Genomic DNA, 23,928 nt, shown 5'->3' with positions numbered 1-23,928 from the left:
ATTCTTTTAGACATGGCAAAAACTCCCTTTATAGTGTCAGAGAATTTTTATTATTTCTCTGTCTACTATAAGGGGAGCATATCAGGAAATACCGCCTCGGCCTTTTTTTGTGATCTCAAACCCTTGTGGGGTCTATCATGTCTGAAAATAAATCAGTTGATGGGTGCCCAGACATTTTCCAAAATATTGGTCTGATCGCGGTCCGGTCCAACAGAGAAAGTCGATACACGGACGCCTGTCAGTTCAGCTACCCGTCTGATGTAGTTGCGGGCATTTTCAGGCAGTTCCTCCAGCGTGCGACACTGAGTCACGTCTTCGCTCCAGCCTGGAAGTTCTTCATAGATAGGCGTGCATTCACTCAGTTCCTTCAAGCTTGCAGGATAATGCAGGATTTTCTCCCCATTACGCTCATAGGCTGTACAGATTTTGACCGTCTCCAGCCCGGAAAGAACATCGATCGAGTTCAGAGACAAGTTGGTTATGCCGGAAACACGCTTGGAATGGCGCATGACCACACTGTCAAACCAGCCGATCCGTCTTGGACGGCCCGTCGTCGTTCCGTATTCCTTCCCAGTATCCCGAATCTGCTGACCGATATCATCATGCAGTTCAGTTGGGAAAGGCCCGTCGCCTACACGTGATGTATAGGCTTTACACACACCGACTACTTTCTCAATTTTTGATGGACCCACGCCGCTTCCGATCGTTACTCCGCCAGCAACCGGGTTGGAAGACGTAACAAAAGGATACGTCCCTTGGTCGATATCCAGCATGACGCCCTGAGCCCCTTCAAACAAGACTCGCTTACCGCTGTCCAGCGCATCATTCAGCACAACCGATGTATCACAGACATACTGCTTGAACTGCTGGCCGAATGCATAATAGGTCTCGAAAATATCGTCAAAGTCCAAAGCCTCTGCGCCATACACATTCGTGAAGAACTTGTTTTTCTCCTCCAGATTGATGCGCAGACGTTCTCTGAAAATATCCTTATCCAGCAAATCAGCAATTCGAATACCGACACGTGACGCCTTGTCCATGTAAGCCGGTCCGATTCCTCTAATCGTGGTCCCGATTTTGTCGGCGCCTTTTGAGTCTTCCTGGAGTTGGTCCAGCTTAATGTGATACGGCAGGATCACGTGTGCGCGGTCCGAAACACGCAGATTCTCAGTTGAAACGCCTCTGTCATGAAGGTATTTCAGTTCCTTGACCAGTGATTTAGGGTTAATAACGACCCCGTTTCCGATCACACTGATTTTATCCTGGGCAAAAATCCCCGACGGGATCAGGTGCAGCTTATAAGTGACTCCATCAAAAATAATGGTATGTCCTGCATTATCTCCACCTTGATAGCGTGCAATTACTTCCGCACTTTCACTGAGAAAGTCCGTGATTTTACCTTTACCTTCGTCTCCCCATTGCGTACCAACTACTACGACCGATGTCATGTATCCACCTCTTCTATTTTTTTAACACAAAAGAGAATGCCCTGAACGTCTATACAAGTATACAAATAAGCGGAAACTCATTTGTTTACTTTTAAGTACAGACGGAGGCATTCTCCTAACATTGATTGGTTTTGTTTTAGCAACGTTCACTATTTTACCATAGATCAAGTATAAATGAAGGCTTTATTTGACATTTATAATGTGATTTCGAAATCCAGCTCGTCTTCTCCGGCTTCAACCGTTGGGATGGTCTCATCGACCGGCTTCTTGACCAGTACCTGTGTAGCTACCGAAATCCCTGTCCCAATGGCAATTGCAGCAATAAAGATGCCCAGATTACTTGCCATCGGCATGCCGAACACACCGGATACTCCCGCTGTTGAAACGCCAAAGCCCATCATAATGGCTCCGCCGATGGAGGCACCGAGCATATTGGCTCCGATGACGCGAATCGGATCACGGAAAGCATAAGGCAAGGTTGATTCAGTGATGCCGACTAGGCCGGACAAAATCGATGCCGGAGCCATCTCAATCTCAGACTTGGTAAATTTATTACGGGCAATCAGTGAAGCAATCCCCACCGATAGTGCTGGAACCATGATGCCCGGGAATACCGCTGCATTGACGACAAATCCCAGCCCACTCGGGTCATTCCATACGGCAAAGACAAAGGTAATAGCAATCTTTCCAATCGGTCCACCCATATCAAAAGCACACATAGCGCTGAGGATTGCTCCCAGAATGAAGGCATATTGAGGCGCCTGAGACAGAGCAATCAAGTTGTCGATGATAAAGTCATTGAGTGCCCCCACAATCAGTGCCACCGGATAAGCCATCAGCAGATACAATAAGCCCCCGACGAGTACAGGAATGAACAGCGTTTTCTTGATGGATTCCAGGAAATCCGGAACTTTGAGTTTTCTCATGTAGATGACTGCATAACCGGCAATCAGTCCAGCCAGGATAGCGCCTAGAAAGCCGCTAGCAGATGTTCCCTCGACAGGGGGGTGTGCGGCCACATAGCCGCCAATAAAGCCAGGTATAATAGCTGCCTTGTCTCCTATGGCGTAAGCCATGTAAGCTGCAAATACGGCCGGTACAAGGTTGATCATTGTCCAGGCAAAACCATTCAGAGTCGTGACTGCCGGTATTTCAGCAGAAGCCGACTGGGCAATCATACCCGTCAGAGCAATGGTCATACCAGAAAAGACGATGAGCGGCAGCATATAGGATACACCCGTCATCAGTGCTTGTTGAAATTTTTTCATGGTCTTTACCTCTATTCTGTTTTTGTTCAGGTTGGCCGACTGTTTCATGCTGTCAGCTTTCCAGTTTTTCCTCTATCCGTTTGATTACACCGTTCGCATTTTTTATAGCTGTAGAAACTGGGATGGTCACTTTCTTAACTTGATCGAACCGTTCCATTTTAGCAAGCTTGATGTCAGTCGCTAAAATTAAAATATCTGCTGCCTTGAGATCTTCAGGTGTCAAAGCATCTTCAATCCCCGTTGCTCCTTGCGTTTCCACTTTGATGTCGTGGCCACGCTTTTTTGCAGCATCCTCAATTGCGCGCTTGGCCATGAAGGTATGCGCAACTCCTGTAGCACAGGCTGTTACAGCAACAATGTTCATGCTATCCTCTCCTTTCTATCTGCCGCTGAAAATACCGGAGACCACTGATACAAGGTCTTCGTTTGATTCAGCCTTTCTCAGATAATTTTGAATCTCTTCGTCCATCAAGTTATATGACAGCTGAGAGAGCAGCTTCAAGTGACTCTGTGCACCACCTTCCTTAGGCACGATGAGCATTATGAGTATATCGACCTGTTCATCGTCCATCGCTTCCCACTCCACAGGATCAGCCAGTTTCACCACCGCTACTAACGGGTCACTCAGATCAGATGACTTGCCATGTGGAATAGCGAATCCGTTTCCAAAACCTGTCGTACTTAAAGCTTCACGTTCGAGCACTTCTTTCAGCACCTCTGAAGCATCAAATACGGATCCACTTTTGTCTCTCACTTCTTCAATCACTGTCTGCAAAACGTCTTTCTTGCTGCCTTTGACCTCCACTGCCACACTGGCATAAATGGACGGCTGGTTTAAATCCACATTGATCACCCCCTAATTCAATTTCTCTTATTATAACAGTTTAAAATTAGATTAAAAACTACTAATGTAAATTAATTAGCGGCTCTCTCTGTGAACTGAACGCTCAGATGTTGCTGATGTCCGGGTTTTAATCCACTCTTTTTATCCTACCGTGCAGCTGGGCAATCTGATTATACCTTTGCGTGCTGATAGGTTTTGTATCCCCTGACTACTGTATCTACGCACTCATAAAAACAGCATAGTCCTTGTTTCTTTCGCCTCCAGCTGCCTCCAGTCAGTCCAGCTTGCCTTCTTGTCCAGCAATGTAGCTGTTCATGCTGACCGTTATCTAAAGGACAACTTCTATCCAAAGTGTCTTCATTTTGCTTCATCCTTTTTCTGTAGTTCTTCTTTATGCTTATTTTATCCTAAGCAGCCAAAAAAGCAGCTGATTGACTCATCCTTTAGAAAAGAAGAGGGCATCAGCTGCTTATTTCAGGAAATTTGATTTTCAGGGTAGTAAGACAGGGAAGAGAATTTATTGAATTCTTTGATGAACAACAGCTTAGCTGTTCCTCTTGCCCCTGAACGGTTTTTCTCCAGAATGACTTCGACGACATTGTCTTCTGTCTCGTCGTCGTCTTCCTCATCTTCATTTCGGTAATAATCATCTCTGTAAAGAAACGCCACAATATCGGCATCCTGCTCAATCGAACCGGACTCCCGGAGGTCACTGAGGATTGGACGTTTGTCCTGTCTCTGTTCCACACCACGAGACAGCTGGGACAATGCTACGACTGGAACAGACAGTTCCTTTGCCAATTTTTTCAGCTGTCTGGAAATTTCAGATACTTCCTGCTGACGACTTTCCTTTCCCGAACCCTCAATCAGCTGTAGGTAATCAATCACGATCAGACCGAGCTTGCCTTTTTCCTGCTTAAGTTTTCGGCATTTGGCACGAATCTCTGCTGTCCGGATTCCTGGAGTATCATCAATATATATGCTGGCTTTCGATAAACTTCCCATCGCTACAAACAGTTTTTCAAACTCTTCTTCAGTCAATTGACCTGTCCTCAGATTGGACGCATTGATTGTTCCTTCAGCACAGAGCATTCGGTTGACCAGCTGCTCGGCACCCATCTCGAGACTGAAGATTGCGACCGTCTCGTCTGTCTTAGTCCCGATATTTTGAGCAACGTTCAAAGCAAAAGCTGTTTTACCCACACCAGGTCTGGCTGCGAGAATAATCAGCTCATCCTCGTGCAGGCCGGCAGTCATTTCATCCAGTGCTTTATAACCTGTTGAAATACCAGTGATATCATCATCGTTTTGAAACAGTTCATCGATATTGTTGATGGTGTCTCTCAAGACTGACTCAATCGATACAAAGCCACTGCGACTTCTTTTCTCAGAGACTTCAAGAATCTTACGCTCCGCTTCATCCAGCAAGTTGGGCACATCGTCTGCTTCCTGATAGCCTTTGGATGCAATATCTGTGGCTGTTTGAATAAGTTTGCGCAGGATCGACCGTTCTTCCACAATTTTTGCGTAATACTCGACATTGGAGGCAGTCGGAACCATACCGGCAATTTCCGCCAGATAAGGCGTTCCTCCAATATCTTCCAGTAGACTTTTCGATTCCAGACTGTTGGCGATAGTCACGACATCGATGGCTTCATTGCGTTCATTCAGCTCTGCCATGACCTGGAAAATCAGCTGATGAGCCCGTCGGTAAAAGTCACTAGACTCAATATACTCCATTGCCGGTATAAGGGCTTCGGGATCAAGCAAAATCGACCCCAGAACGGACTGTTCCGCTTCTATATTTTGTGGCGGCAAGCGGTCTCCTAACATTTCCATTTGTGTTGCTCCTTTGACTGTTTACTGTTCTCCTATTTTACATCATCTATCGGGCAATGTATATAAGGGAACACTTGTTCATTTTTTATTGTTTCACGTGAAACAACGAAGAGATGGTCCACATTCAGGACCATCTCTTCATCACCAGGCTTATTTAATTTCCAGCACTCTGACAATTAATTCTGCCGAAACTTCACGGTGCAATTTTACTTCAAGTTTCTGCGTCCCGACTGCTCGCATAGGCATGGACTGAACAATCTTACGCTTGTCCACTTTGATGCCCCACTGCTTTTCAAGTTCTTTGGCAATCTGCTTGGTTGTAACAGAGCCGAACAGGCGACCGTCTTCTGCCGCTTTTTCTCTAATCTCGAGCGGATTCTTTTCAATCAGTTCTTTCTGTTCCTTGGCTTCATCAAGAATTTCTTGCTCTTCACGCTTTTGCGCTCTTTTCTTCATGTTCAGTTCCTGTTTAGCTCCTGAGGTTGCTTCTTTGGCGAGCCCTTTTTTCAGCAGAAAATTGTTCGCATAGCCATCCGGCACGTTTTTGATTTCACCTTTTTTACCTGTTCCCTTAACGTCTTTTAATAGAATAACTTCCATCGTATCGTCTCCTTCTCTACAATTTAATCGAGTTGAGCTTGTATTACTTCTTTTAATTCTTCTATTATTTCCGAAACGGTCTTACCGTCAATCTGTGTCGCAGCATTGGACAGATGTCCGCCTCCCCCCATCTGTTCCATAATAACCTGTACATTGATTTTACCCAAGCTTCGGGCACTGATTCCCACCATATCTTCTGAGCGGCGGGTTACGACAAAGGCCGCCTCAATTCCCGACATGCCAAGCATCGTATCAGCAGTCTGCGCAGAGATGACGGGCGGATAAATCTCTTCTTCGTCTCCTCGGGCTATTGCTATGCCATTCTTGACAAAATCGATTGTTTCAATCAGCCGGCCTCGCTGCAAGTAATTTTCAGGGTCTTCTTTAAGCAAACGCTGAATCATAGTCGAGTTAGCTCCAACTGACTGCAAGTAACTGGCTGCATCAAATGTCCGTGAGCCGGTTCTCAGGCTGAAATTATTTGTATCAACCACAATTCCGCCCAGCATGGCTGTCGCTTCGATCCGGTTGATTGGATCACCGTCTGACGAAACATACTCAAAGAGCTCAGTAATTAGTTCAGCTGTAGATGAGGCATAAGGCTCAATATAAACAAGCAGCGGATTTTCTGTAAACTCTTCGCCTCTTCTGTGGTGATCAATGACAATATTCTTGCGTGTCTTTTTCAGCAGGTTGGGAGCAATGGAAAGGACGGGCTTGTGGTGATCGACCAGAATAACTAGGTCGTTCCCACTGATACGTTTTTCCGCTTCGGTGGGAGAAACGATATTCTTGTTCACTTGCTCGTACTTTTTGATTTCTTCCATCAGTTTGCTGACATCCGTACTGAGGTCCTCCTGGTCAACCACAACGCTGACTGTTTTCTTCAGCATCATGGCAATCCGTGCAATCCCCAGGGAGGAGCCTATGGCGTCCAGATCCGGATTCTTATGTCCCATGACAAACACCTGATCGCTGTCTTTGATCTGCTTCTGCAGCGCCTGACTGATCATTCTCGAACGTACCCGGGTACGTTTTTCCATGGGATTCGTCTTGCCTCCATAGTAACGCGGTTCCTCATTTACTGCCTTGACGATTGCCTGATCCCCACCTCGGCCTAAAGCCAAGTCAAGGTTATTCTGAGCCAGATCAGCCAGCTTATCAAAGGTTTCTTCACCGTAAGCCATGCCTAAGCTGATGGTCAGTGGCAGGTTGCGCTTGGATGTCCGCTCTCTTATATTGTCGATGATGTTGAATTTCTCTTTTTCCAGTCTCTCCAGCTCTTTACGGTTCAATAAAAGGAAATACTTGTCGCTGGTTACCCGCTTGTAGAAAATTCCATGCTGACGTCCCCAGTTAGAGAAATACGTAGTCAGCATGCTGTCAAAACCGGATACACCCCGGTCATCCAGTCCTGATGTAATTTCATCATAGTTGTCCAGAAATAGCCAGCCAACGACTGGTCGGGCTTCTTCATACTCTTCTTTGATGGTTGCATAGTCAGTAATATCCATCAAATAAAGAGCATAAATATCTTTCTGTACGGTAACCTGATAAATTTTTCCATGCCACTCAATCAGCGCATGGTCAGATTCGTCGGAGGCATAAATGTCTTGCAAGTCCGGCTGAATATCTTTTAGGTTCTCACCCAGTACATTATCTTCTTTGGAAAGCTGTGTCTGCATATAAGGATTGAGCCACTCGATGTTGCCTTCCTCACTTAACAGAAGGATTCCCATCGGCATCTTGATCAGTGCTTCCTGTTCTCCCCGCTTGATTCGGTAAGAAAGGTTCAGCACATAGCTGTTCAGCTCCCTGACATAAACATTGCCTAGCCGCCAGATAACAACAAGCGTGACAATGAAAAAGACCAGCATAACAAAGCCCAGCCAGAGATAGGCAGTAAAGCTCAGCACAGTCATGATCAACTGAGTGGACAAGGCCAAAATCAGCAGCAAGCGCAAAGAGGAATTATCCATAAATTTGGGAAGATTATCTTCCTGAAGTTTTATCTTCATAGGGTCTCCTTTTGACTCGATTTATTACTCTATTTTATCATTTTTGCAACCGGTATTCCACGATTCAAAAAGAAAACTGGGTAAAAGCTTACCTAACCATATACTTCCCAGCAAGCTGCTGTGAAAGTAAAAGAGCTGCGACAGTTATCCTGTCACAGCTCTGTGTAGTGTTTAAGTTTAGTCTTCAGTAACAAATGGCAACAAGCCCATGATACGTGCGCGCTTGATTGCTTTTGTCAGCTTACGTTGATTTTTTGCATACGTTCCTGTTACACGACGTGGTAAAATCTTACCTCTGTCTGAAATAAAACGTTTAAGCAAGTCGATATCTTTGTAATCGATGTACTCGATATGATTTGCTGCAAAGAAATCTACCTTACGGCGCTTCTTTCCGCCTCTGCGTCCAGCCATGTTATAGTCCTCCTTTTATCTTGAATCAAAATGGTAAATCATCATCTGAAATATCGATGGAGTCGTTATTGCTTTCAAACGGGTCTTCATCGAAATTGGCGTAATTGCTTTGTTTGTTTCTTGGAGCCTGATTCTGGTTGTTTTGTTGAGAATAATTACTGCTGCTGTTTTGAGAATAGTTTGATGAGTTGGAATATCCACTACCGCCAGTGTTCGCTCCCTCATTCTGTGCACGTTTTTCAGTGACAGACTTAGGTTCGAGCATTTGGAAGTTCTCACAAACGATTTCTGTTACATAGACTTTTCTGCCTTCGTTATTCGTGTAGTTACGGGTCTGGATACGACCAGTGACACCTACCAACGAACCCTTACGGGTAAAATTGGAGATGGTCTCCGCAGTCTTTCTCCAGGCAACGCAGTTGACAAAGTCTGTTTCACGTTCTCCTTGAGCATTGCTGAAGGGACGTTCTACAGCCACTGAAAACGTAGCGACTGCGATTCCGCTGCCAGTATAACGAAGTTCAGGATCTCTAGTTAATCTTCCCACTAAAACGACATTGTTAATCAATCAAAGGTCTCCTTTCATCAAACGAGCAATTACTTTGCTGTTTCACGTGAAACAAATTAGTCTTCCAAACGGACGATCATATGACGCAAAATGTCGTCATTGATACGTGCCAGACGTTCGAATTCATTGATTGCCGCTGCATCGTTAGACTGCAGGTTTACCAGACGGTAAGTACCTTCGCGGTATCCTTTGATTTCGTACGCAAAACGACGTTTCGCCCAGTCTTTTGATTCAGTTACTTCAGCACCGTTGTCTTTCAGGATGTTTTCGAAGCGCTCAACAAGAGCTTTCTTACCATCTTCATCCAGATCAGGACGGATAATATACAATAATTCGTACTTAGCTGTTTGACTCATCTTTGACTGTCACCTCCTTGTGGTCTTTGGCCCTTTACTGAAAAAGAGCAAGGAGAGTATTCTCTTATATAGAGTACTCACTCCGAAATAGTATAGCATAGAGATGATGACAAGGCAAGTTTCTTTTGACTTTAAACGACAATAGTCATTAAAATATAGCGAAAATTCGACAGAGCAAAGTAAACGCTTTCTTTTTGCGTATATTAAGCTATAATCGATTCTGTTCTTTTACATACACCATACACTTATTGGAGGGATGATCTTGCTTACATTTTTACTGGGAATTGCCACACTTGTTTTAGGCTATGTGTTTTACGGAAAGTTCATTGAACGAAATTTTGGGATCGAACACAAGAGACGAACACCTGCTTTCGAGCTGGCTGACGGAAACGATTTTGTGGTTTTAGGTACACGAAAAAATGCGCTGATTCAGCTACTAAACATTGCCGGAACGGGACCTATTTTTGGGCCCATTATGGGTGCTTTGTATGGGCCCGTCGCCTTTATTTGGATTATTTTTGGTAATATCTTTGCTGGAGCCGTACATGATTTCATGCTCGGCATGATTTCTTTAAGAAATGAAGGCGCTCATTTGCCGGAACTAGCAGGCCGTTATCTGGGCAAAGCCATGAAGCATGTTGTCAATGCCTTTGCAGCTTTACTGCTGCTTCTGGTTGGCACAGTTTTTGTAACGTCTCCCGCTAACTTACTGGCTAATCTAACTCCAGGCTGGCTGGGAGCCGGTGTCTTGACCCTGCTCATTTTTGGTTATTATATATTAAGCACTCTCCTGCCGATTGATAAACTAATTGGTAAAATCTATCCTTTCTTCGGTGCCTTATTAATCATTAGCACTTTTGCTATCTTTATCTCACTTATTGTCAGAGGGGAAGCGATACCTAACTTGACATTAGATAACGTACGTAATATGCATCCAGCTGGAGTGAGCTTGTTCCCGGGAATCTTATTTACGATTTCTTGTGGAGCGATGTCCGGTTTTCATGCTACGCAAACACCAATCATTTCACGCACACTTGATAGTGAATCCGATGCACGCTTTGTTTTCTACGGTATGATGACCACAGAAGGGGTAGTGGCTATGATCTGGGCTGCGGCTGCGATGGCATTATACGATGCTCCAGCTTTGAGTGGTGTCATTGCTGAAGGAACAGCCTCCTTGGCAGTAGAGCAGATTGCTCGTCATTACCTTGGTGCAATTGGTGGAACCTTTGCGATATTGGGCGTGATTATCCTGCCTATTACGTCCGGCGATACAGCTTTCAGAAGTCTGCGTATGATTATTGCTGACTACTTGAATATTGCTCAAAAAGCGGTATCCAAGCGTCTGCTGATTACTATTCCTATCTTTATGATTTCCATCGCCTTAACCTTTATGGATTTTAACATTTTATGGCGCTACTTCAACTGGGCAAATCAGTCGACAGCAGCAATTGCCCTGCTGGTTTCAACGCGTTACCTTTACCTGAAAGACAAAAATTATCTTGTCACTTTAGCGCCTGCATCGTTCATGCTGTATGCTGTAGTAGTTTATATTTTAAACGAACAAATTGGCTTTGGACTGAACTATAATCTGTCCCTGGCTGTTGGCCTTGCGATTACCACCGTTTTACTGTTGGTATTCTGGCAATCTGGCTTGAAGCAAAAAAATCAACTGCATGCACGGCACGTCTTGCTCAACGATCACTTGCCGATCAAAGAACTTCGAGCGATTCGTCAGCAGTCAAGGTAAGGCAGTAAAAAAAAAAAAAGATCCGCTGAAATCTATTTGAGATTTCAGCGGATCTTTTTTGGGAACTTGTGTGCTGGTTTCTTACACGTTGCCCTGCCTACTTAACTTTCTTCAGAAGGATCTGATTCATCTTGATTACTGGTTTCTTCACCGTTATCTTCTTCATTCAGCGGTTCATCCACTTCTATTTCATCGTCCACTTCAACTTTGGCTAAAGTAGACACAAAGTTTCCTTCTTCAAGCTTCATGAGGCGAACCCCTTGTGTCGCACGGCCAGTCTGGGAAATATTACTGGAGTTAAAGCGGATAATCACGCCACTCTTCGTAATCAGCATGATATCTTCCATGCCAGTCACTGTCTTCAGACCAATCAGTGGTCCATTTTTCTCTGTAATATTGGCTGTCTTGACTCCCTTACCGCCTCGTCCGCGGATAGCATATTCAGATGCCGGCGTACGCTTGCCGTAGCCGTTTTCTGTAATAATCAGCACTTCAGCATCCGCACTCAGCTTGTCCATGCCGACCACATAATCGCCCTCTCTCAAACGCATACCACGTACGCCGGAAGCTGAACGACCCATGCTTCGGACCTCATCCTCGTGGAAACTGACTGCATAGCCCTGTCTGGTCCCAATCACGATATGGTCTTCACCGTGAGTAACGGACACATCAATGAGCTCATCATCATCTCTGAGGACAATAGCTTTCAAACCATTATTTCTTATATTGTCAAATTCAGAAAAAGCTGTACGCTTAACGGTTCCCAGTCTGGTTGTGAAGAACAGCTGGTCCGTCTCTTTGCTTTCTCCTCTGGTATTGATGATAGCCTGAATCTTCTCATTGTTGTCGATACCAAGGAAGTTGATTGCCGGAATGCCTTTGGCTGTCCGGCCGTATTCCGGTATCTCATATCCTTTGGCCTTGTAGACCTTACCGGTATTAGTAAAGAACAGCAGCAAATCATGCGTGGAACAAGTCAGCAGGGTCTCAACAAAGTCGTCCGTATTGGTTCCCATACCTTTGACGCCGCGTCCACCCCGGTTCTGTGCCTTGAATTCACTGATTGCCATACGTTTCATGTAGCCATTGTGGGACAAAGTAATCGCAATTTCTTCTTCTTCAATCAGATCTTCGTCTTCGATGCTCAAAGACTCCCCGATTAGCAGCTCCGTGCGGCGGTCATCGCCATGCTTGTCGGCAATTTCCTGAAGCTCTTCTTCAATGATTTCGTTGACACGCTCAGGACGCGCTAAAATGTCCTTCAGGTCGCTTATCGTTTTCAGAAGGTCTTGATATTCTCCTTCGATTTTTTCACGCTCTAGGCCTGTTAAACGAACCATACGCATGTCCAGGATTGCCTGAGACTGTCGATCACTTAGACCAAACTGTTCGATCAGGGCCTGTTTGGCCAGATCAGCTGTCTGGGAGCCTCTGATAATGGCAATAATCTCGTCGATATGGTCCAGCGCAATCCGCAGCCCTTCCAGAATATGCGCCCTGGCTTCGGCTTTGCGTTTGTCGAACTCGGTACGTCTGCGAATAACAGTCCGCTGATGCTTCAGGTACTCGCGCAGGATGTCTTTCAAGCCCAGTGTTTTAGGAATACCGTCAACGATTGCCAACATGTTGAAGCCGAATGATGTCTGCATGGGTGTCATTTTGTACAGGTTGTTCAAAATAATGCTGGCAGACACATCTCGTCTGACATCGATAACGACACGCATGCCTTCTCGGTCTGATTCATCATTCAGATCTGTGATTCCTTCAATCCGTTTGTCTCGAGCCAGCTCGGCAATCCGCTCAACCAGTTTAGCCTTGTTGACCAGGTAAGGCAGTTCATCGACGATAATTCGCTCCTTGCCATTGGGCTGGACTTCGATACGGGCTTTGGCGCGGATTTTAATGGACCCGCGTCCGGTCTCATAAGCTTTTCGGATACCCGATTTACCCATGACCATGGCCCCGGTCGGGAAATCCGGTCCCGGGAGAGCTTCCATCAGATCAGCGATAGACGCTTCTTCGTCTTTCATCATGATGCGGCAGGCATTGATCACTTCTCTCAAGTTATGCGGTGGAATATTTGTGGCCATCCCGACTGCGATTCCGGAAGCCCCATTAACTAGCAGGTTGGGGAAGCGCGCCGGCAGAACATCTGGCTCCCTTTCCGACCCGTCATAGTTGTCATGATAATCGACCGTATCTTTGTTTATATCTCTAAGGATTTCCATTGATATTTTACTCATGCGGGCTTCTGTATAACGCATAGCCGCCGCACTGTCTCCGTCAATCGAACCAAAGTTTCCGTGACCGTCTACCAGCGGATTGCGGTAACTGAAATCCTGGGCCATTCGGACCATCGATTCGTAGATAGCCGAATCTCCGTGCGGGTGGTATTTACCCATAACGTCTCCGACGATACGGGCTGATTTCTTATAGGCTTTATCCGGGGTCATACCCAGTTCGTTCATACCGTAAAGGATACGGCGGTGTACAGGTTTCAATCCATCTCTGACATCCGGCAGAGCACGGGATACGATAACGCTCATCGCATAGTCCAGAAAGGACTTTCTCATTTCACTGGATAAATTGATCTTGTCAATACGTGCTTCTCTTTCTTCAGCCAAGTCGTGCTTCCTCCTTCAAACTCTTTCAATGCGTGATGGGTCTGATTAAATATCGATATTTTCAACGTACTGGGCGTTGTCCTCGATAAAGTCTCTTCTCGGTTCCACTTTTTCACCCATCAGCATGTCAAAGACCAGGTCGGCTTCGATCGCATCTTCGACCGTCACCTGCAGCAGGCGGCGATTTTCAGGGTTCATAGTCGTGCTCCACAGCTGCTCCGCATCCATCTCTCCCAGACCTTTATAACGCTGGATCGACGGCTTCGGTGTAGCCGGGATTTCCTTGAGATATTCGTCCAGTTCTCTGTCAGAGTCCAGATAAACCTCTTTTTTACCCTGCTTGACCTGATAAAGAGGCGGCTGGGCGATGTAGACAAAGCCGGCTTCAACCACTGGTCTCATATAGCGGAAAATCAGTGTCAGCAGCAGCGTGCGGATATGTGCTCCGTCCACGTCTGCATCTGTCATAATGATCAGTTTGTGGTAGCGGGCTTTGTCGATTTGGAATTCCTCACCAAAGCCGGTTCCCATTGCTGTAAAAAGCGAACGGATTTCCTCATTGGCCAGGATCCGGTCGATTGACGCTTTCTCAACGTTCAGGATTTTACCCCTGATTGGCAGAATCGCCTGAAACAATCGGGATCGTCCCTGCTTGGCGGAGCCTCCCGCTGAGTCTCCCTCAACAATAAAAATCTCAGACTGTGAAGGATCCTTGGATGAACAGTCAGCCAGTTTACCCGGCAGGTTGCTGATTTCCAGTCCACTCTTCTTGCGGGTCACCTCGCGGGCACGCTTGGCTGCCATTCTGGCTTTAGCGGCTAAGAGTGCCTTGTCAACAATTTTTTTGCTCGTTTTAGGATTCTCCATCAAAAAGCGATCAAAATGCTCGCTGAACAATCGGTCAGTGATTGTTCGAACTTCGGAGTTACCCAACTTGGTCTTAGTCTGCCCTTCAAACTGGGGATCGGGGTGCTTGATGCTCAAAACGACTGTCAGGCCTTCTCTGACATCTTCTCCGGTGACATTGTCTTCATTTTCCTTGATCAGTTTATTGCGGCGGCCATAGTCATTAACAATACGGGTCAGGGCTGTCTTGAAGCCTGATTCGTGCATGCCACCCTCATAGGTATGGATATTGTTGGCGAAACTCATAATATTCATGTGATAGCCATCGGTATGCTGCAAGGCCACTTCAACTGTGATCCCTTCCTGCTCGTCCTCCAGGTAGATCGGTTCGTCGTAAAGAGCCGTTTTACTCTGATTCAGGTACTCAACGTAGCTCTTGATTCCACCGTCATACTGGTAATCCAGACGGACAGGCTCTTCTTCTCGGCGGTCTTCAATTGAGATTGCCAAGCCGCGGTTCAAAAAGGCCAGCTCACGGACACGGGTGGCCAGCTTATTGAAGTCATAGACCGTTGTTTCCTGGAAGATTTCATCATCCGCCTTGAAGCGCACCTCAGTACCGGAAAGATCCGTCGTGCCAATTTCTTTCAGGTCATACATGACTGCTCCACGTTCATAGCGCTGATTGTAAATTTTGCCGTTTTTGTGGACATCCACTTCAAGATATTCAGACAGGGCATTGACGACTGAGGACCCTACGCCGTGCAGGCCTCCGGAGACCTTGTAGCCGCCTCCGCCAAATTTTCCTCCGGCGTGCAAGACGGTAAATACCGTCTCTACTGCCGGACGGCCCGTTTTAGCCTGGATATCAATCGGAATCCCCCGACCGTCGTCCTTGACGACGATGACATTGCCTGGTTCAATAATAACTTCGATGCTCTCAGCGTGCCCTGCCATGGCCTCATCGATGGAGTTGTCCACGATTTCCCATACCAAGTGGTGCAGGCCTTCCGAACTGGTCGAGCCGATGTACATTCCCGGACGCTTGCGGACGGCTTCCAGACCCTCAAGGACCTGAATCTGACTGGCGTCATATTCTTCTCTTAATTCCACTATTTCTTTAGGTGTCAACTGTTCATCTGCCACTCTATTCACTCTCCATTTCGATTTGACCACTGCGCACATTGAAGATACGCGGATGATGAAGCAACTCTTTCTTGATGCCGTCTAAACTCGTTGTTGTTAGGAAGGTCTGGACCTTGTCCTGAATCGTTTTCAGTAGATGGGTCTGCCTTTCGTCGTCCAGTTCGCTTAAGACATCGTCAAGCAGAAGGACAGGATACTCTCCTGTCATTTCGTGCATCAGATCGATCTCAGCCAGCTTCAGGCTCAAGGCGGTCGTTCGCTGCTGTCCCTGCGAACCATAAGTCTGGACATTCCGGTTATTGACGTAAAATTTGATATCGTCTCTGTGAGGGCCGTAAAGGGTCGTTCCCTGTTCATATTCCCTCTGCTTGTGCTTGTCGTACTGGTCCAGCAAATCCTGCATTAGCTGTTTCTTGTCTTCCTGCGAGGTCACAGAAAAAGAGGACGCATAATCCAGCGTCAACGTTTCTTTTCCCTGAGAAATATCAAAGTGGATCGGCTGAGCCCAGCTCTCCAGTCTTTTGATAAAAGAAAAACGCTGAGCCAGCAGTTCTGCGCCTTCTGCAGCCAGCTGCTCATTCAGTATGCTCAAGTAGGTCTCATCCAGCCTGCCGCCGCGGCGATTCTGCTTGAGATAAGCATTTCTCTGCTTGAGTATTTTCTGGTATTCCACTAGATGGTACAAATAAATCGTATTCATCTGGCCCATTTCCATGTCCAGAAACTTCCGCCTAACTGACGGTGATCCCTTGACCAGATTCAAATCTTCCGGAGCAAATAAAATAATGTTCAACGAGCCAATGTAGCGGCTCAGTTTTTTCTGCTCCAAGTGATTCAGCTTGGCTTTTTTCCCTTTTTTCGAAAGAATGATTTCCAGAGGATAGCTGCCACCCGATTTTTCTACCGAGCCCGCTACCCTGGCAAAATCCTGGTCCCAGCCAATCAGTTCCCGGTCATTGGCTGTTCGGTGACTTCTGGTCATGGCCAGGACATAGATACTTTCCATGATATTCGTCTTTCCCTGGGCATTTTCACCAAGAAAGACATTGATCTGTTCTGAAAAAGTGACGTCCGCTTCCGCATAATTTCGGTATCCTTTCAGGGACAACTTTTCTAGAAACATTACTCGTCTCCGGCTTCTGTCTGCTTGATGACGTAAGTGCCGAATCCTTCCACTTTAACAACGTCTCCTGGATATAATTTTCTGCCCCGTCGGTTGTCTGCTTCGTCATTTACCCAGACCGTATAATCCATGAGAAATGGCTTAGCCATACCTCCGCTGGATATGATCGTCGAGTGTTTCAAAAATTGTCCTAATGTGATGACTGACTTGTCGATTTCTATGATTTCAGACACTCTAATCGGCTCCTTTAAAAAATGAAAGACGTGGACAAAATCATCCACGTTCTGCATAGTTTCTCCTCTTATATTATACCTTATTTAAGAACCTTAAACAAATTTTTATCGTAAAATAGCCTTTCTCGTCGATTTTAGCTCTAAAATGACAAATCCTTCATAATGGTCCAAATCTGCTTTAAATCGTCAAATTTTGAATTTTCAGGTAGACAGTCCTTTTAAACAGCCGGCAGACAAATAGAAAAATAGCCAGTTACCGTAGACAACGTGGCTGTGAACTTAGATACTGTCCTTCTACCTTTCAATGGTGTGTAAGAAAAATGGTTTTGCCTGTTGTGTTGAAACGAAACAAAGTCCTGTAAATAATGAGCTGAATCACTGATTTTAAATCCGGGCATTCCTGACTCAGTAGCTTCTTCTCACCCAGCAAGTCGAATGGCTTCTGCTAAGCACAGTTAGTCGCTCCTTTATTTCAGTTAATCAGCAGATACTCTACAGGAACACTCACGCTCGACAAGCTAATGAGGGTGTCTGCTGCCTCCGTCAGAAGGACCGTCCGCTTAGGAATACTTTAACGCTCCCACATTTGCTTGCTTTACTTATCCACCTGTTTACATAAAGACCTCTTTCTTTTTACCGTGATAAACTTTCCACAGCTGCTTTAGCTACTGCCTAAAACTCCTTTTTTATCCACATAGCCTTTTTTATCTGCACAAAAAAAAGCTCCGGCACTCAGACCGGAGCTTTTTGCATAGTGATTGATTTGATCAGTTTGATGTTCGGATTGGCGTGATTAACTGGATAAACTCATTTTTATCTTCACTCGGTACCAGTACAAATGGGCGAAGCGTTGATATCAGTTTCAACTTGATGTCGACCGGTCCAAATGTGGTCAAGGCTGCTTTCAGATAGTCCGGATTAAAGGAAATCTCCATATCTTCTCCGTCAATTGACTGCGTAGATACCATTTCATTGACCCGTCCAACTTCAGGCGAGTTTCCAGTGATTTCCACTTGGCCGTCTTTGACGGTCAGCTTGACCACATTGTTTTTCCCTTCATGTGACAGCAGAGATGCACGTTCTACAGCACCTAACAGGACCTGTGCCTCCAAGGCTACCTCCGTTGACGAACTGTCCGGAATCAGACGGTCAGTATCCGGATAGTTTCCTTCCAAAAGTCGGGAATAAAACAGTGTATCTTCCGTTTTAAACAAAATCTGGTTTTCTGCAATGGCAACTTCAATCTCTTCCAAACTGTCATCTAAAAGTCGGGTCAGTTCCTGTAGACTCTTGCCTGGAATGACCAGATTATGAGACAGGCCCTGAGTCCCTTCGATGGGAATCACACGCTGACTGAGACGATGACTGTCAGTAGCAACAGCTTTCAGTTTACCTTCACTGATTGTCAGATGAATACCGGTCAGAATGGGACGGCTTTCATGCGTGGAAACCGCAATAACCGTCTGCTTGATGATTTTTTTCAATAAGTTGACCGGTAAGGTAAAGGACTGGTCTGTATCGATTTCAGGCAAATGCGGGTAGTTTCCTGCATCCAGTCCATTAATGATAAAGGAAGAGGACGCCGACGTGATTGCTGTCTGGACGTGGTCTTTCACTTCTACAGTAAAGGTTTCGTCAGGTAGCTTGTTTACGATATCGCTGAAAAAACGAGCCGGCTGAAGGACAATCTGTCCTTTGCCTGAGACTTCCAGATCCGCCTGCTCATCGTCTGTGCGTATAAATGTTTCTATGGAAATGTCTGAATTGCTTCCAGTCAGCTGTACACCGTCTTCAGATGCAATCAGTTTGATTCCCGTTAAAATGGGAATCGTCGAACGGGATGAAACAGCGAGCTGTACATCTTTTAATTTTTTCAAAAAAGCTTGTCGATTGACAGTAAATTTCATAAGCATCCTCCGTTGATTAAGTGAGTGACCTATTATAATTATATAGTATATAAATTCTTAGTAATAGTAGTAGGCCCTGTGTATAGTGTGGAAAACGGCAAAAACCTTTAGAAGCGATAGTTTTCCACTTGTGGACAAGTTGTGCATAAAGCTGTGCGCATCTTTGCTGCTTATCCACAGGTCGTCTTACAGACTTTTCTTTATTTCATCAATCTGGTCTCTGAGTTCACCGTCTGTTTCTGCATCCAGTGCCTTTTTTATTTTTTCATGAGCATGAATGACTGTGGTGTGATCTTTGCCACCAAATTCCTTTCCTATCTTAGGAAGAGATGTACTGGTCAGCTCTCTTGAAAGATACATGGCAATTTGTCTGGGGATCACAATCTGACGGACCCGTTTTTTACCCTTAAGGTCGGTCAGCGAGATCTGGTAATACTTGCAGACACGCTGCTGGATATCAGCAATCGAGATATTCTGCTTACCGTCATGTTTGATCATGCTTTTTAAAGCATCTGCAGCCAGACTGGTCGTGATATCATTTCTTTGGATCGCTGAATAGGCCTGTACACGGACAAGTGCGCCCTCCAGTTCACGAATGTTGGAGTCAATCTGTCCAGCAATGTAACTCAGTGTATCGTTAGGGATTTCAAGCCCTTCTGCATTGGCTTTTTTACGTAAAATAGCAATCCGAGTTTCTAGATCCGGAGGCGTGATATCAACAGACAATCCCCAGGCAAAGCGCGAAACCAGGCGCTCTTGCAGTTTAGGAATTTCGTTAGGCAGCCGGTCACTGGTCAAAACAATCTGCTTGCGGTCATCGTACAGGGCATTGAAGGTATGGAAAAATTCTTCCTGAGTCCCTTCCTTGTCTGCAAAAAACTGGATGTCATCGACCAGCAGCAAGTCGACATTACGATACTCTTGGCGGAATTTTTCCTGAGTCCGGTTTTGAATCGAGTTAATAAAATCATTGGCAAAATTTTCGCTGGACACATACTTTATTTTGGCATTGGGATTGATTTGAAGCATTTGATGGCCAATAGCATGCATCAAATGTGTTTTCCCTAATCCTACTCCTCCATAGAAGAAAAGTGGATTGTAAATAGTTCCTGGTTCTTCAGCTACAACCAGTGCAGCAGCGTGAGCCATCTGATTCCCTTTACCGATAACAAATGTATCAAAGGTATATTTGCTGTTGAGTGTGCTGGAAACAGGCTGGGTATCAAATGCTTGAATAGCCTGATGTTCTTCTTGCTCTTCGTGAACAGCCTGCTCTTCAGTGGTTACGAAGAGAGGTGAAATTTCTCTGCCGAGAAATTCATATAAAAATTCAACGACCCGGGTGGACAAGTTATTTTTCCAGTACTCCTTGTGTAGGGTCGACGGAACTTCGATTGTGACAGAACTGTCTGTGATGCGGACGAGGTTCGCACTCTGAATCCAAGTGTCAAAACTGACTTTTGACAGGGATTCTTTAAATTTTTCCTGTAGATAATTCCAAGCCGAATGTAGATCGTCCATTATTTTCCTCCTCGCCGATAAGATTCATTTTTCATTTTAGCACGTCTTCCAGCAGTTTTCCACAATAGGTTTTAGATGTTAATAAACTATCCTCAGGATGTAAAGAAGGTTATCCACAAGCTCGAATGAAATGTGAATTAATATAAAAAAAAGATGAATATAAACAAGTTCTGTGGATAACATTACCAAAACAGATGCGATAATGCCAGCTTTATATTGAGTTATGCACAGAACAAAAAAGGGTGTTGACAAGTTTTGCAAACAGCCTGTAGAGATGTGGAAAACTTGTTGATAGAGATGTGCACAAAGAATGAATATAATATCTTTATCAAAGGGGTGTGGATATCTTTTTGGGACAAGTCCAGCTGTTATATAATAGGTGAATCCCAGGATGGGAAGGGTGAAAAGACAAATTAAGAACAAAATGAGTCGAAAATAAAAGCAAAATATCCGGAAGCTCTTGACAAATCATCAAATGTTTTCTAAACTAATATAGTCTGTCTAGGTACAATCAAGCAGTCACTTATTTATGCTTATTTAAGTCAGAGGACTAAGGAAAGATTCAGGAGGTGTTTCTCAATGGCACAAGGACTAACATACCAACCAAAAAAACGTAAACGTCAAAAAGTACATGGATTCCGCAAACGTATGAGCACAAAAAACGGACGTAGAGTCTTAAAAAATAGACGTCGTAAGGGAAGAAAAAGAATTTCCGCTTAATGACGACAGGCGACGGCAGCTTCTTACTGAAAGCTATAGTGAGAGCACGTTGCCTTTTTTTTATAGTTTGAAATAAGGGATGCAATGAATTCAGGCTTTAAGCGAAGTCTGACAGCCGGTTGTAGACCACATAGAAAGATGGGTACGGATGAAAAAAGCTTATAGAGTCAAAAAAGAAGCGGATTTTCAAAAAGTCTTTCATGGAGGCCGCTCGATGGCCAACAGGCAATTTGTAATCTATGCCATTGAAAAAGAGGGACAGGCACATTTCCGTGTGGGTTTGTCGGTCGGTAAAAAGATAGGTAACGCAGTGAAGCGTAACGATATTAAACGTAAAATCAGACATGTGCTGATTGAGCTGGATCAGGAAGACAAAGTCAGAGAAGATATTGACTTTGTAGTGATTGCAAGAAAGCCGACGGGAAGTATGACTTTTCATGAAATGAAAAAAAGTCTGCTCCATGTGATGAACAAAGCCAAGCTGCTCAAATAAGGCGTTTGAACAGAAACATCTACAGGGGTCAATTCTTATAGGGCCTTTTAATGTAGAAACATAGTTTTAGAAAAGAGGAAAACACGTGAATGTATTAAAGAAACGTAAGCGATTGCTATTGACCCTGGCTATGCTCAGTCTGGTCGTATTTTTGTCTGCCTGCGGTACAGAGCCGGTCACATCAGATAGTACAGGTATTTGGGAAGGCGTCATTATTTATAATTTTGCCCGGGCAATCATCTGGGTGTCCAATCTCTTTGGAGAAAATTACGGAATAGGAATCATTGTGGTTACCGTCATCATCCGGGCAATGCTCATTCCATTCACCCATTTTCAGCAGAAAAATATGCAGCAGATGAATGAGATCAACCCGCAGATGGAAGAACTCAAGCAGAAATATTCTGCCAAGGATGCAGCTACTCAGGAGAAACTTAAAGAAGAGCAGCAGCGTCTGTACAGTGAGGCAGGCGTCAATCCCTATATGGGCTGCTTGCCGCTGCTGGTTCAGATGCCGGTCTTTATCGCACTTTACCAGTCAGTGAATCGTACGCCAATCCTGGCAACTGGAGATTTCCTCTGGGTCAATCTGGGACAGCCGGATCCCTACTTTATCCTGCCGGTCCTAGCGGGGCTGTTCACTTTTGGCCACTCAATGCTAATGAGCATGGGACGCGTTCAGGAAGGTAACAAAGTCATGACCTACATCATGCCGCTGTTTATCGTCTTTATTACGTTCCGCTTGTCTAGTGCTTTAGCGCTCTATTTTACTGTTTCCAACGGGTTCTCTGTTCTACAGACGCTGATTTTCCAGAATCCATATAAAATCAGAAAACAGCGTGCCGACAAAGAAGCTCAGGAACAGGAAGCGGAAAGACAGCGCAGGCGTGCCATTAAAAGAGCACAGAAATATGGACGCAATGTGAAAAAATAAAAATATTCTGACTTATTGTCCTGATTTTTGGTAGAATGTAAGCACAACAGAGATCGTGAATGGAGGATAGAGTTAATGAGAGACAAGTATACTGCCCAAGCAGCAACAACAGAAGAAGCCATTGAAAAAGGGCTAAAGGCCCTCAATATAAATAAGGCTGAAGCGAAGATTACTGTCAGCCAGGAATCGAAAAAAGGATTTCTGGGAATCGGCCAGCGGGATGCGGTCGTTGTGGTTGAAAGAAAGCATGCCAAAAGCCCTGTAGAAGAACTAATTTCCAAAGAAATACTTTTGGGAGAAACGGAAGGATCGACCATTCAGGCAGAAACAGAGCCGGAGGCCGAGGAAAAGATACCGGAACCGGCAGCAAAAGCTCCTGAAAAAGAAAAAGCACAGAGCCCATCGGTAAAATCAGATAAGGGAGCCTGTGAGACGGATAAGCCCTCAGAACAAGTGGAAGCAGTAGAGCCCAAGCCTGAAGCTGAGCAGCCTGAAGTGCAGGAGAAAAAGCCGTTCGTTGCTACAGAACAGGATGAACAGGCCATCGCGTATGTTGCAGACTATCTTGAAAATATCGCTGTTAAGATGGGAATCGAGGATGTATCAGTATCTGTGAACCGGACAGATAAGCGTGTGCAGTATGTGATTGATACCGAAGATGCTGGCCTGATCATCGGCCGACACGGAAAAGTATTGAACAGTCTTCAGACATTAGCTCAAATCCAGCTTCATCAGGAAGCAGACAGTAAGTTCTTTGCAAAAGTGGATGCGGAAAACTACCGGGATCGCCGTCAGAAAACGGTCGAGCAGCTGGCCAGCCGGACAGCTGAAAAAGTCAAGCGGACTAAACGTCCTGTGATTCTTGAGCCGATGCCGGCGCATGAACGCAAGCAGATTCACCGTTATCTCAACCAGCATAAAGGTGTGCAGACGCATTCTGAAGGAAAAGAGCCCCACCGTTACCTGGTCGTTGAACCGTCAGGCGAAGAGACTTTTTAAAAATCGAATAGCATCATAAAACGAGCCTGCGGTCCCAAACGCAGGCTCGTTCTTCACTATGTCGTTGATTAGGGTCAAAGCAAGCAAACAGAATATCAAACGTCTGCTTTAGACCAGGGTGTTCAGTCAAATACAGGGAGGCGGTCGAAAAAATGAAGGACTGCTCTTGTTTGGATGAAAGGCGTGCTGAAGAGGTTGAACTGTGGAGAGTCAGGCCTGAAAGATACAAAATAGGCTTAGGGTAAAGAGGGTAAAATAAAGAAGAGTAATACTGGTGTGAAAA

21 protein-coding genes are annotated in these 23,928 nt (G+C 45.2%); 5 read left to right on the top strand and 16 right to left on the bottom strand.

Annotated features, from left to right (window positions below):
* Nucleotides 1-152: 152 nt before the first annotated feature.
* The 10 genes from ADIAL_RS01190 to rpsF all read right to left on the bottom strand — a co-directional run bounded on the left by ADIAL_RS01190 (nucleotide 153) and on the right by rpsF (nucleotide 9,352).
* A complete protein-coding gene (locus tag ADIAL_RS01190) occupies nucleotides 153-1,448 on the bottom strand; it encodes an adenylosuccinate synthase (protein WP_034298943.1) in 1,296 nt (431 codons plus the stop codon).
* Between the two features lie 194 nt (nucleotides 1,449-1,642).
* Nucleotides 1,643-2,716 (bottom strand): PTS fructose transporter subunit IIC, encoded by a 1,074-nt coding sequence (locus ADIAL_RS01185; protein WP_197017736.1) that lies wholly within the window; start codon nucleotides 2,714-2,716, stop codon nucleotides 1,643-1,645.
* Between the two features lie 52 nt (nucleotides 2,717-2,768).
* A complete protein-coding gene (locus ADIAL_RS01180; RefSeq protein WP_034298938.1) occupies nucleotides 2,769-3,080 on the bottom strand; it encodes a PTS fructose transporter subunit IIB in 312 nt (103 codons plus the stop codon).
* Nucleotides 3,081-3,095: 15 nt separating this feature from the next.
* Nucleotides 3,096-3,560: a PTS sugar transporter subunit IIA gene (locus tag ADIAL_RS01175; protein WP_034298935.1), complete on the bottom strand. Its 465-nt coding sequence runs from the start codon at nucleotides 3,558-3,560 to the stop codon at nucleotides 3,096-3,098.
* A 474-nt stretch (nucleotides 3,561-4,034) separates the two neighbouring features.
* Nucleotides 4,035-5,399 (bottom strand): replicative DNA helicase, encoded by a 1,365-nt coding sequence (gene dnaB, locus ADIAL_RS01170; RefSeq protein WP_034298932.1) that lies wholly within the window; start codon nucleotides 5,397-5,399, stop codon nucleotides 4,035-4,037.
* A gap of 150 nt (nucleotides 5,400-5,549) precedes the next feature.
* Complete coding sequence (gene rplI, locus ADIAL_RS01165) at nucleotides 5,550-5,999, bottom strand: 50S ribosomal protein L9 (protein ID WP_034298929.1); 450 nt, start codon at nucleotides 5,997-5,999, stop codon at nucleotides 5,550-5,552.
* 23 nt (nucleotides 6,000-6,022) lie between these two features.
* On the bottom strand, nucleotides 6,023-8,017 hold the full coding sequence (locus ADIAL_RS01160) for a DHH family phosphoesterase (RefSeq protein ID WP_034298926.1): 1,995 nt from the start codon (nucleotides 8,015-8,017) through the stop codon (nucleotides 6,023-6,025).
* Nucleotides 8,018-8,194: 177 nt separating this feature from the next.
* Nucleotides 8,195-8,428, bottom strand: a complete 234-nt coding sequence (rpsR, locus tag ADIAL_RS01155; protein WP_034298923.1) for a 30S ribosomal protein S18 — start codon at nucleotides 8,426-8,428, stop codon at nucleotides 8,195-8,197.
* Between the two features lie 25 nt (nucleotides 8,429-8,453).
* On the bottom strand, nucleotides 8,454-8,996 hold the full coding sequence (gene ssb, locus ADIAL_RS01150) for a single-stranded DNA-binding protein (RefSeq protein WP_034298920.1): 543 nt from the start codon (nucleotides 8,994-8,996) through the stop codon (nucleotides 8,454-8,456).
* Between the two features lie 56 nt (nucleotides 8,997-9,052).
* Entirely contained in the window at nucleotides 9,053-9,352 is a 300-nt protein-coding gene (gene rpsF, locus ADIAL_RS01145; RefSeq protein ID WP_034298918.1) for a 30S ribosomal protein S6, read from the bottom strand.
* A 262-nt stretch (nucleotides 9,353-9,614) separates the two neighbouring features.
* Here rpsF and ADIAL_RS01140 point away from each other — a divergent pair, with 262 nt between their 5' ends.
* Nucleotides 9,615-11,102 (top strand): carbon starvation CstA family protein, encoded by a 1,488-nt coding sequence (locus ADIAL_RS01140; protein WP_034298912.1) that lies wholly within the window; start codon nucleotides 9,615-9,617, stop codon nucleotides 11,100-11,102.
* Nucleotides 11,103-11,203: 101 nt separating this feature from the next.
* Here the strand turns inward: ADIAL_RS01140 and gyrA are convergent, their stop codons facing one another.
* From gyrA to dnaA, 6 genes are all read right to left on the bottom strand, one after another.
* Complete coding sequence (gene gyrA, locus ADIAL_RS01135) at nucleotides 11,204-13,726, bottom strand: DNA gyrase subunit A (protein ID WP_034298909.1); 2,523 nt, start codon at nucleotides 13,724-13,726, stop codon at nucleotides 11,204-11,206.
* A gap of 45 nt (nucleotides 13,727-13,771) precedes the next feature.
* Entirely contained in the window at nucleotides 13,772-15,718 is a 1,947-nt protein-coding gene (gene gyrB / locus ADIAL_RS01130; protein WP_034298906.1) for a DNA topoisomerase (ATP-hydrolyzing) subunit B, read from the bottom strand.
* A 1-nt stretch (nucleotide 15,719) separates the two neighbouring features.
* Complete coding sequence (gene recF, locus ADIAL_RS01125; protein ID WP_034298903.1) at nucleotides 15,720-16,841, bottom strand: DNA replication/repair protein RecF; 1,122 nt, start codon at nucleotides 16,839-16,841, stop codon at nucleotides 15,720-15,722.
* The gene (gene yaaA, locus ADIAL_RS01120) at nucleotides 16,841-17,131 is read right to left on the bottom strand and encodes a S4 domain-containing protein YaaA (protein WP_442853019.1); all 291 of its coding nucleotides are present in this window, start codon (nucleotides 17,129-17,131) and stop codon (nucleotides 16,841-16,843) included. The genes recF and yaaA overlap by 1 nt, the downstream gene beginning before the upstream one ends.
* Nucleotides 17,132-17,841: 710 nt before the next feature.
* On the bottom strand, nucleotides 17,842-18,981 hold the full coding sequence (gene dnaN / locus ADIAL_RS01115) for a DNA polymerase III subunit beta (protein ID WP_034298900.1): 1,140 nt from the start codon (nucleotides 18,979-18,981) through the stop codon (nucleotides 17,842-17,844).
* 186 nt (nucleotides 18,982-19,167) lie between these two features.
* The gene (gene dnaA, locus ADIAL_RS01110; RefSeq protein ID WP_034298897.1) at nucleotides 19,168-20,502 is read right to left on the bottom strand and encodes a chromosomal replication initiator protein DnaA; all 1,335 of its coding nucleotides are present in this window, start codon (nucleotides 20,500-20,502) and stop codon (nucleotides 19,168-19,170) included.
* A gap of 579 nt (nucleotides 20,503-21,081) precedes the next feature.
* On the opposite strand from dnaA, the gene rpmH reads away from it, so the two are divergent.
* The 4 genes from rpmH to jag all read left to right on the top strand — a co-directional run bounded on the left by rpmH (nucleotide 21,082) and on the right by jag (nucleotide 23,645).
* On the top strand, nucleotides 21,082-21,222 hold the full coding sequence (rpmH, locus tag ADIAL_RS01105; protein WP_034298896.1) for a 50S ribosomal protein L34: 141 nt from the start codon (nucleotides 21,082-21,084) through the stop codon (nucleotides 21,220-21,222).
* Between the two features lie 148 nt (nucleotides 21,223-21,370).
* A complete protein-coding gene (gene rnpA, locus ADIAL_RS01100) occupies nucleotides 21,371-21,715 on the top strand; it encodes a ribonuclease P protein component (RefSeq protein WP_034298895.1) in 345 nt (114 codons plus the stop codon).
* A gap of 85 nt (nucleotides 21,716-21,800) precedes the next feature.
* Nucleotides 21,801-22,646 carry a YidC/Oxa1 family membrane protein insertase gene (locus ADIAL_RS01095; protein WP_034298894.1) on the top strand — a complete coding sequence of 282 codons (846 nt, stop codon included), beginning with the start codon at nucleotides 21,801-21,803 and terminating at the stop codon, nucleotides 22,644-22,646.
* A gap of 75 nt (nucleotides 22,647-22,721) precedes the next feature.
* Nucleotides 22,722-23,645, top strand: coding sequence for an RNA-binding cell elongation regulator Jag/EloR (gene jag / locus ADIAL_RS01090; RefSeq protein WP_034298893.1), 924 nt, complete (start codon nucleotides 22,722-22,724; stop codon nucleotides 23,643-23,645).
* Nucleotides 23,646-23,928: the final 283 nt, after the last annotated feature.

It is taken from the genome of Alkalibacterium sp. AK22 (assembly GCF_000585255.1).
Taxonomy (GTDB): Bacteria; Bacillota; Bacilli; order Lactobacillales; family Carnobacteriaceae_A; genus Alkalibacterium.
Note: the sequence above shows the minus strand (reverse complement) of the source record. Positions and strands in the feature narration are given on the sequence as shown.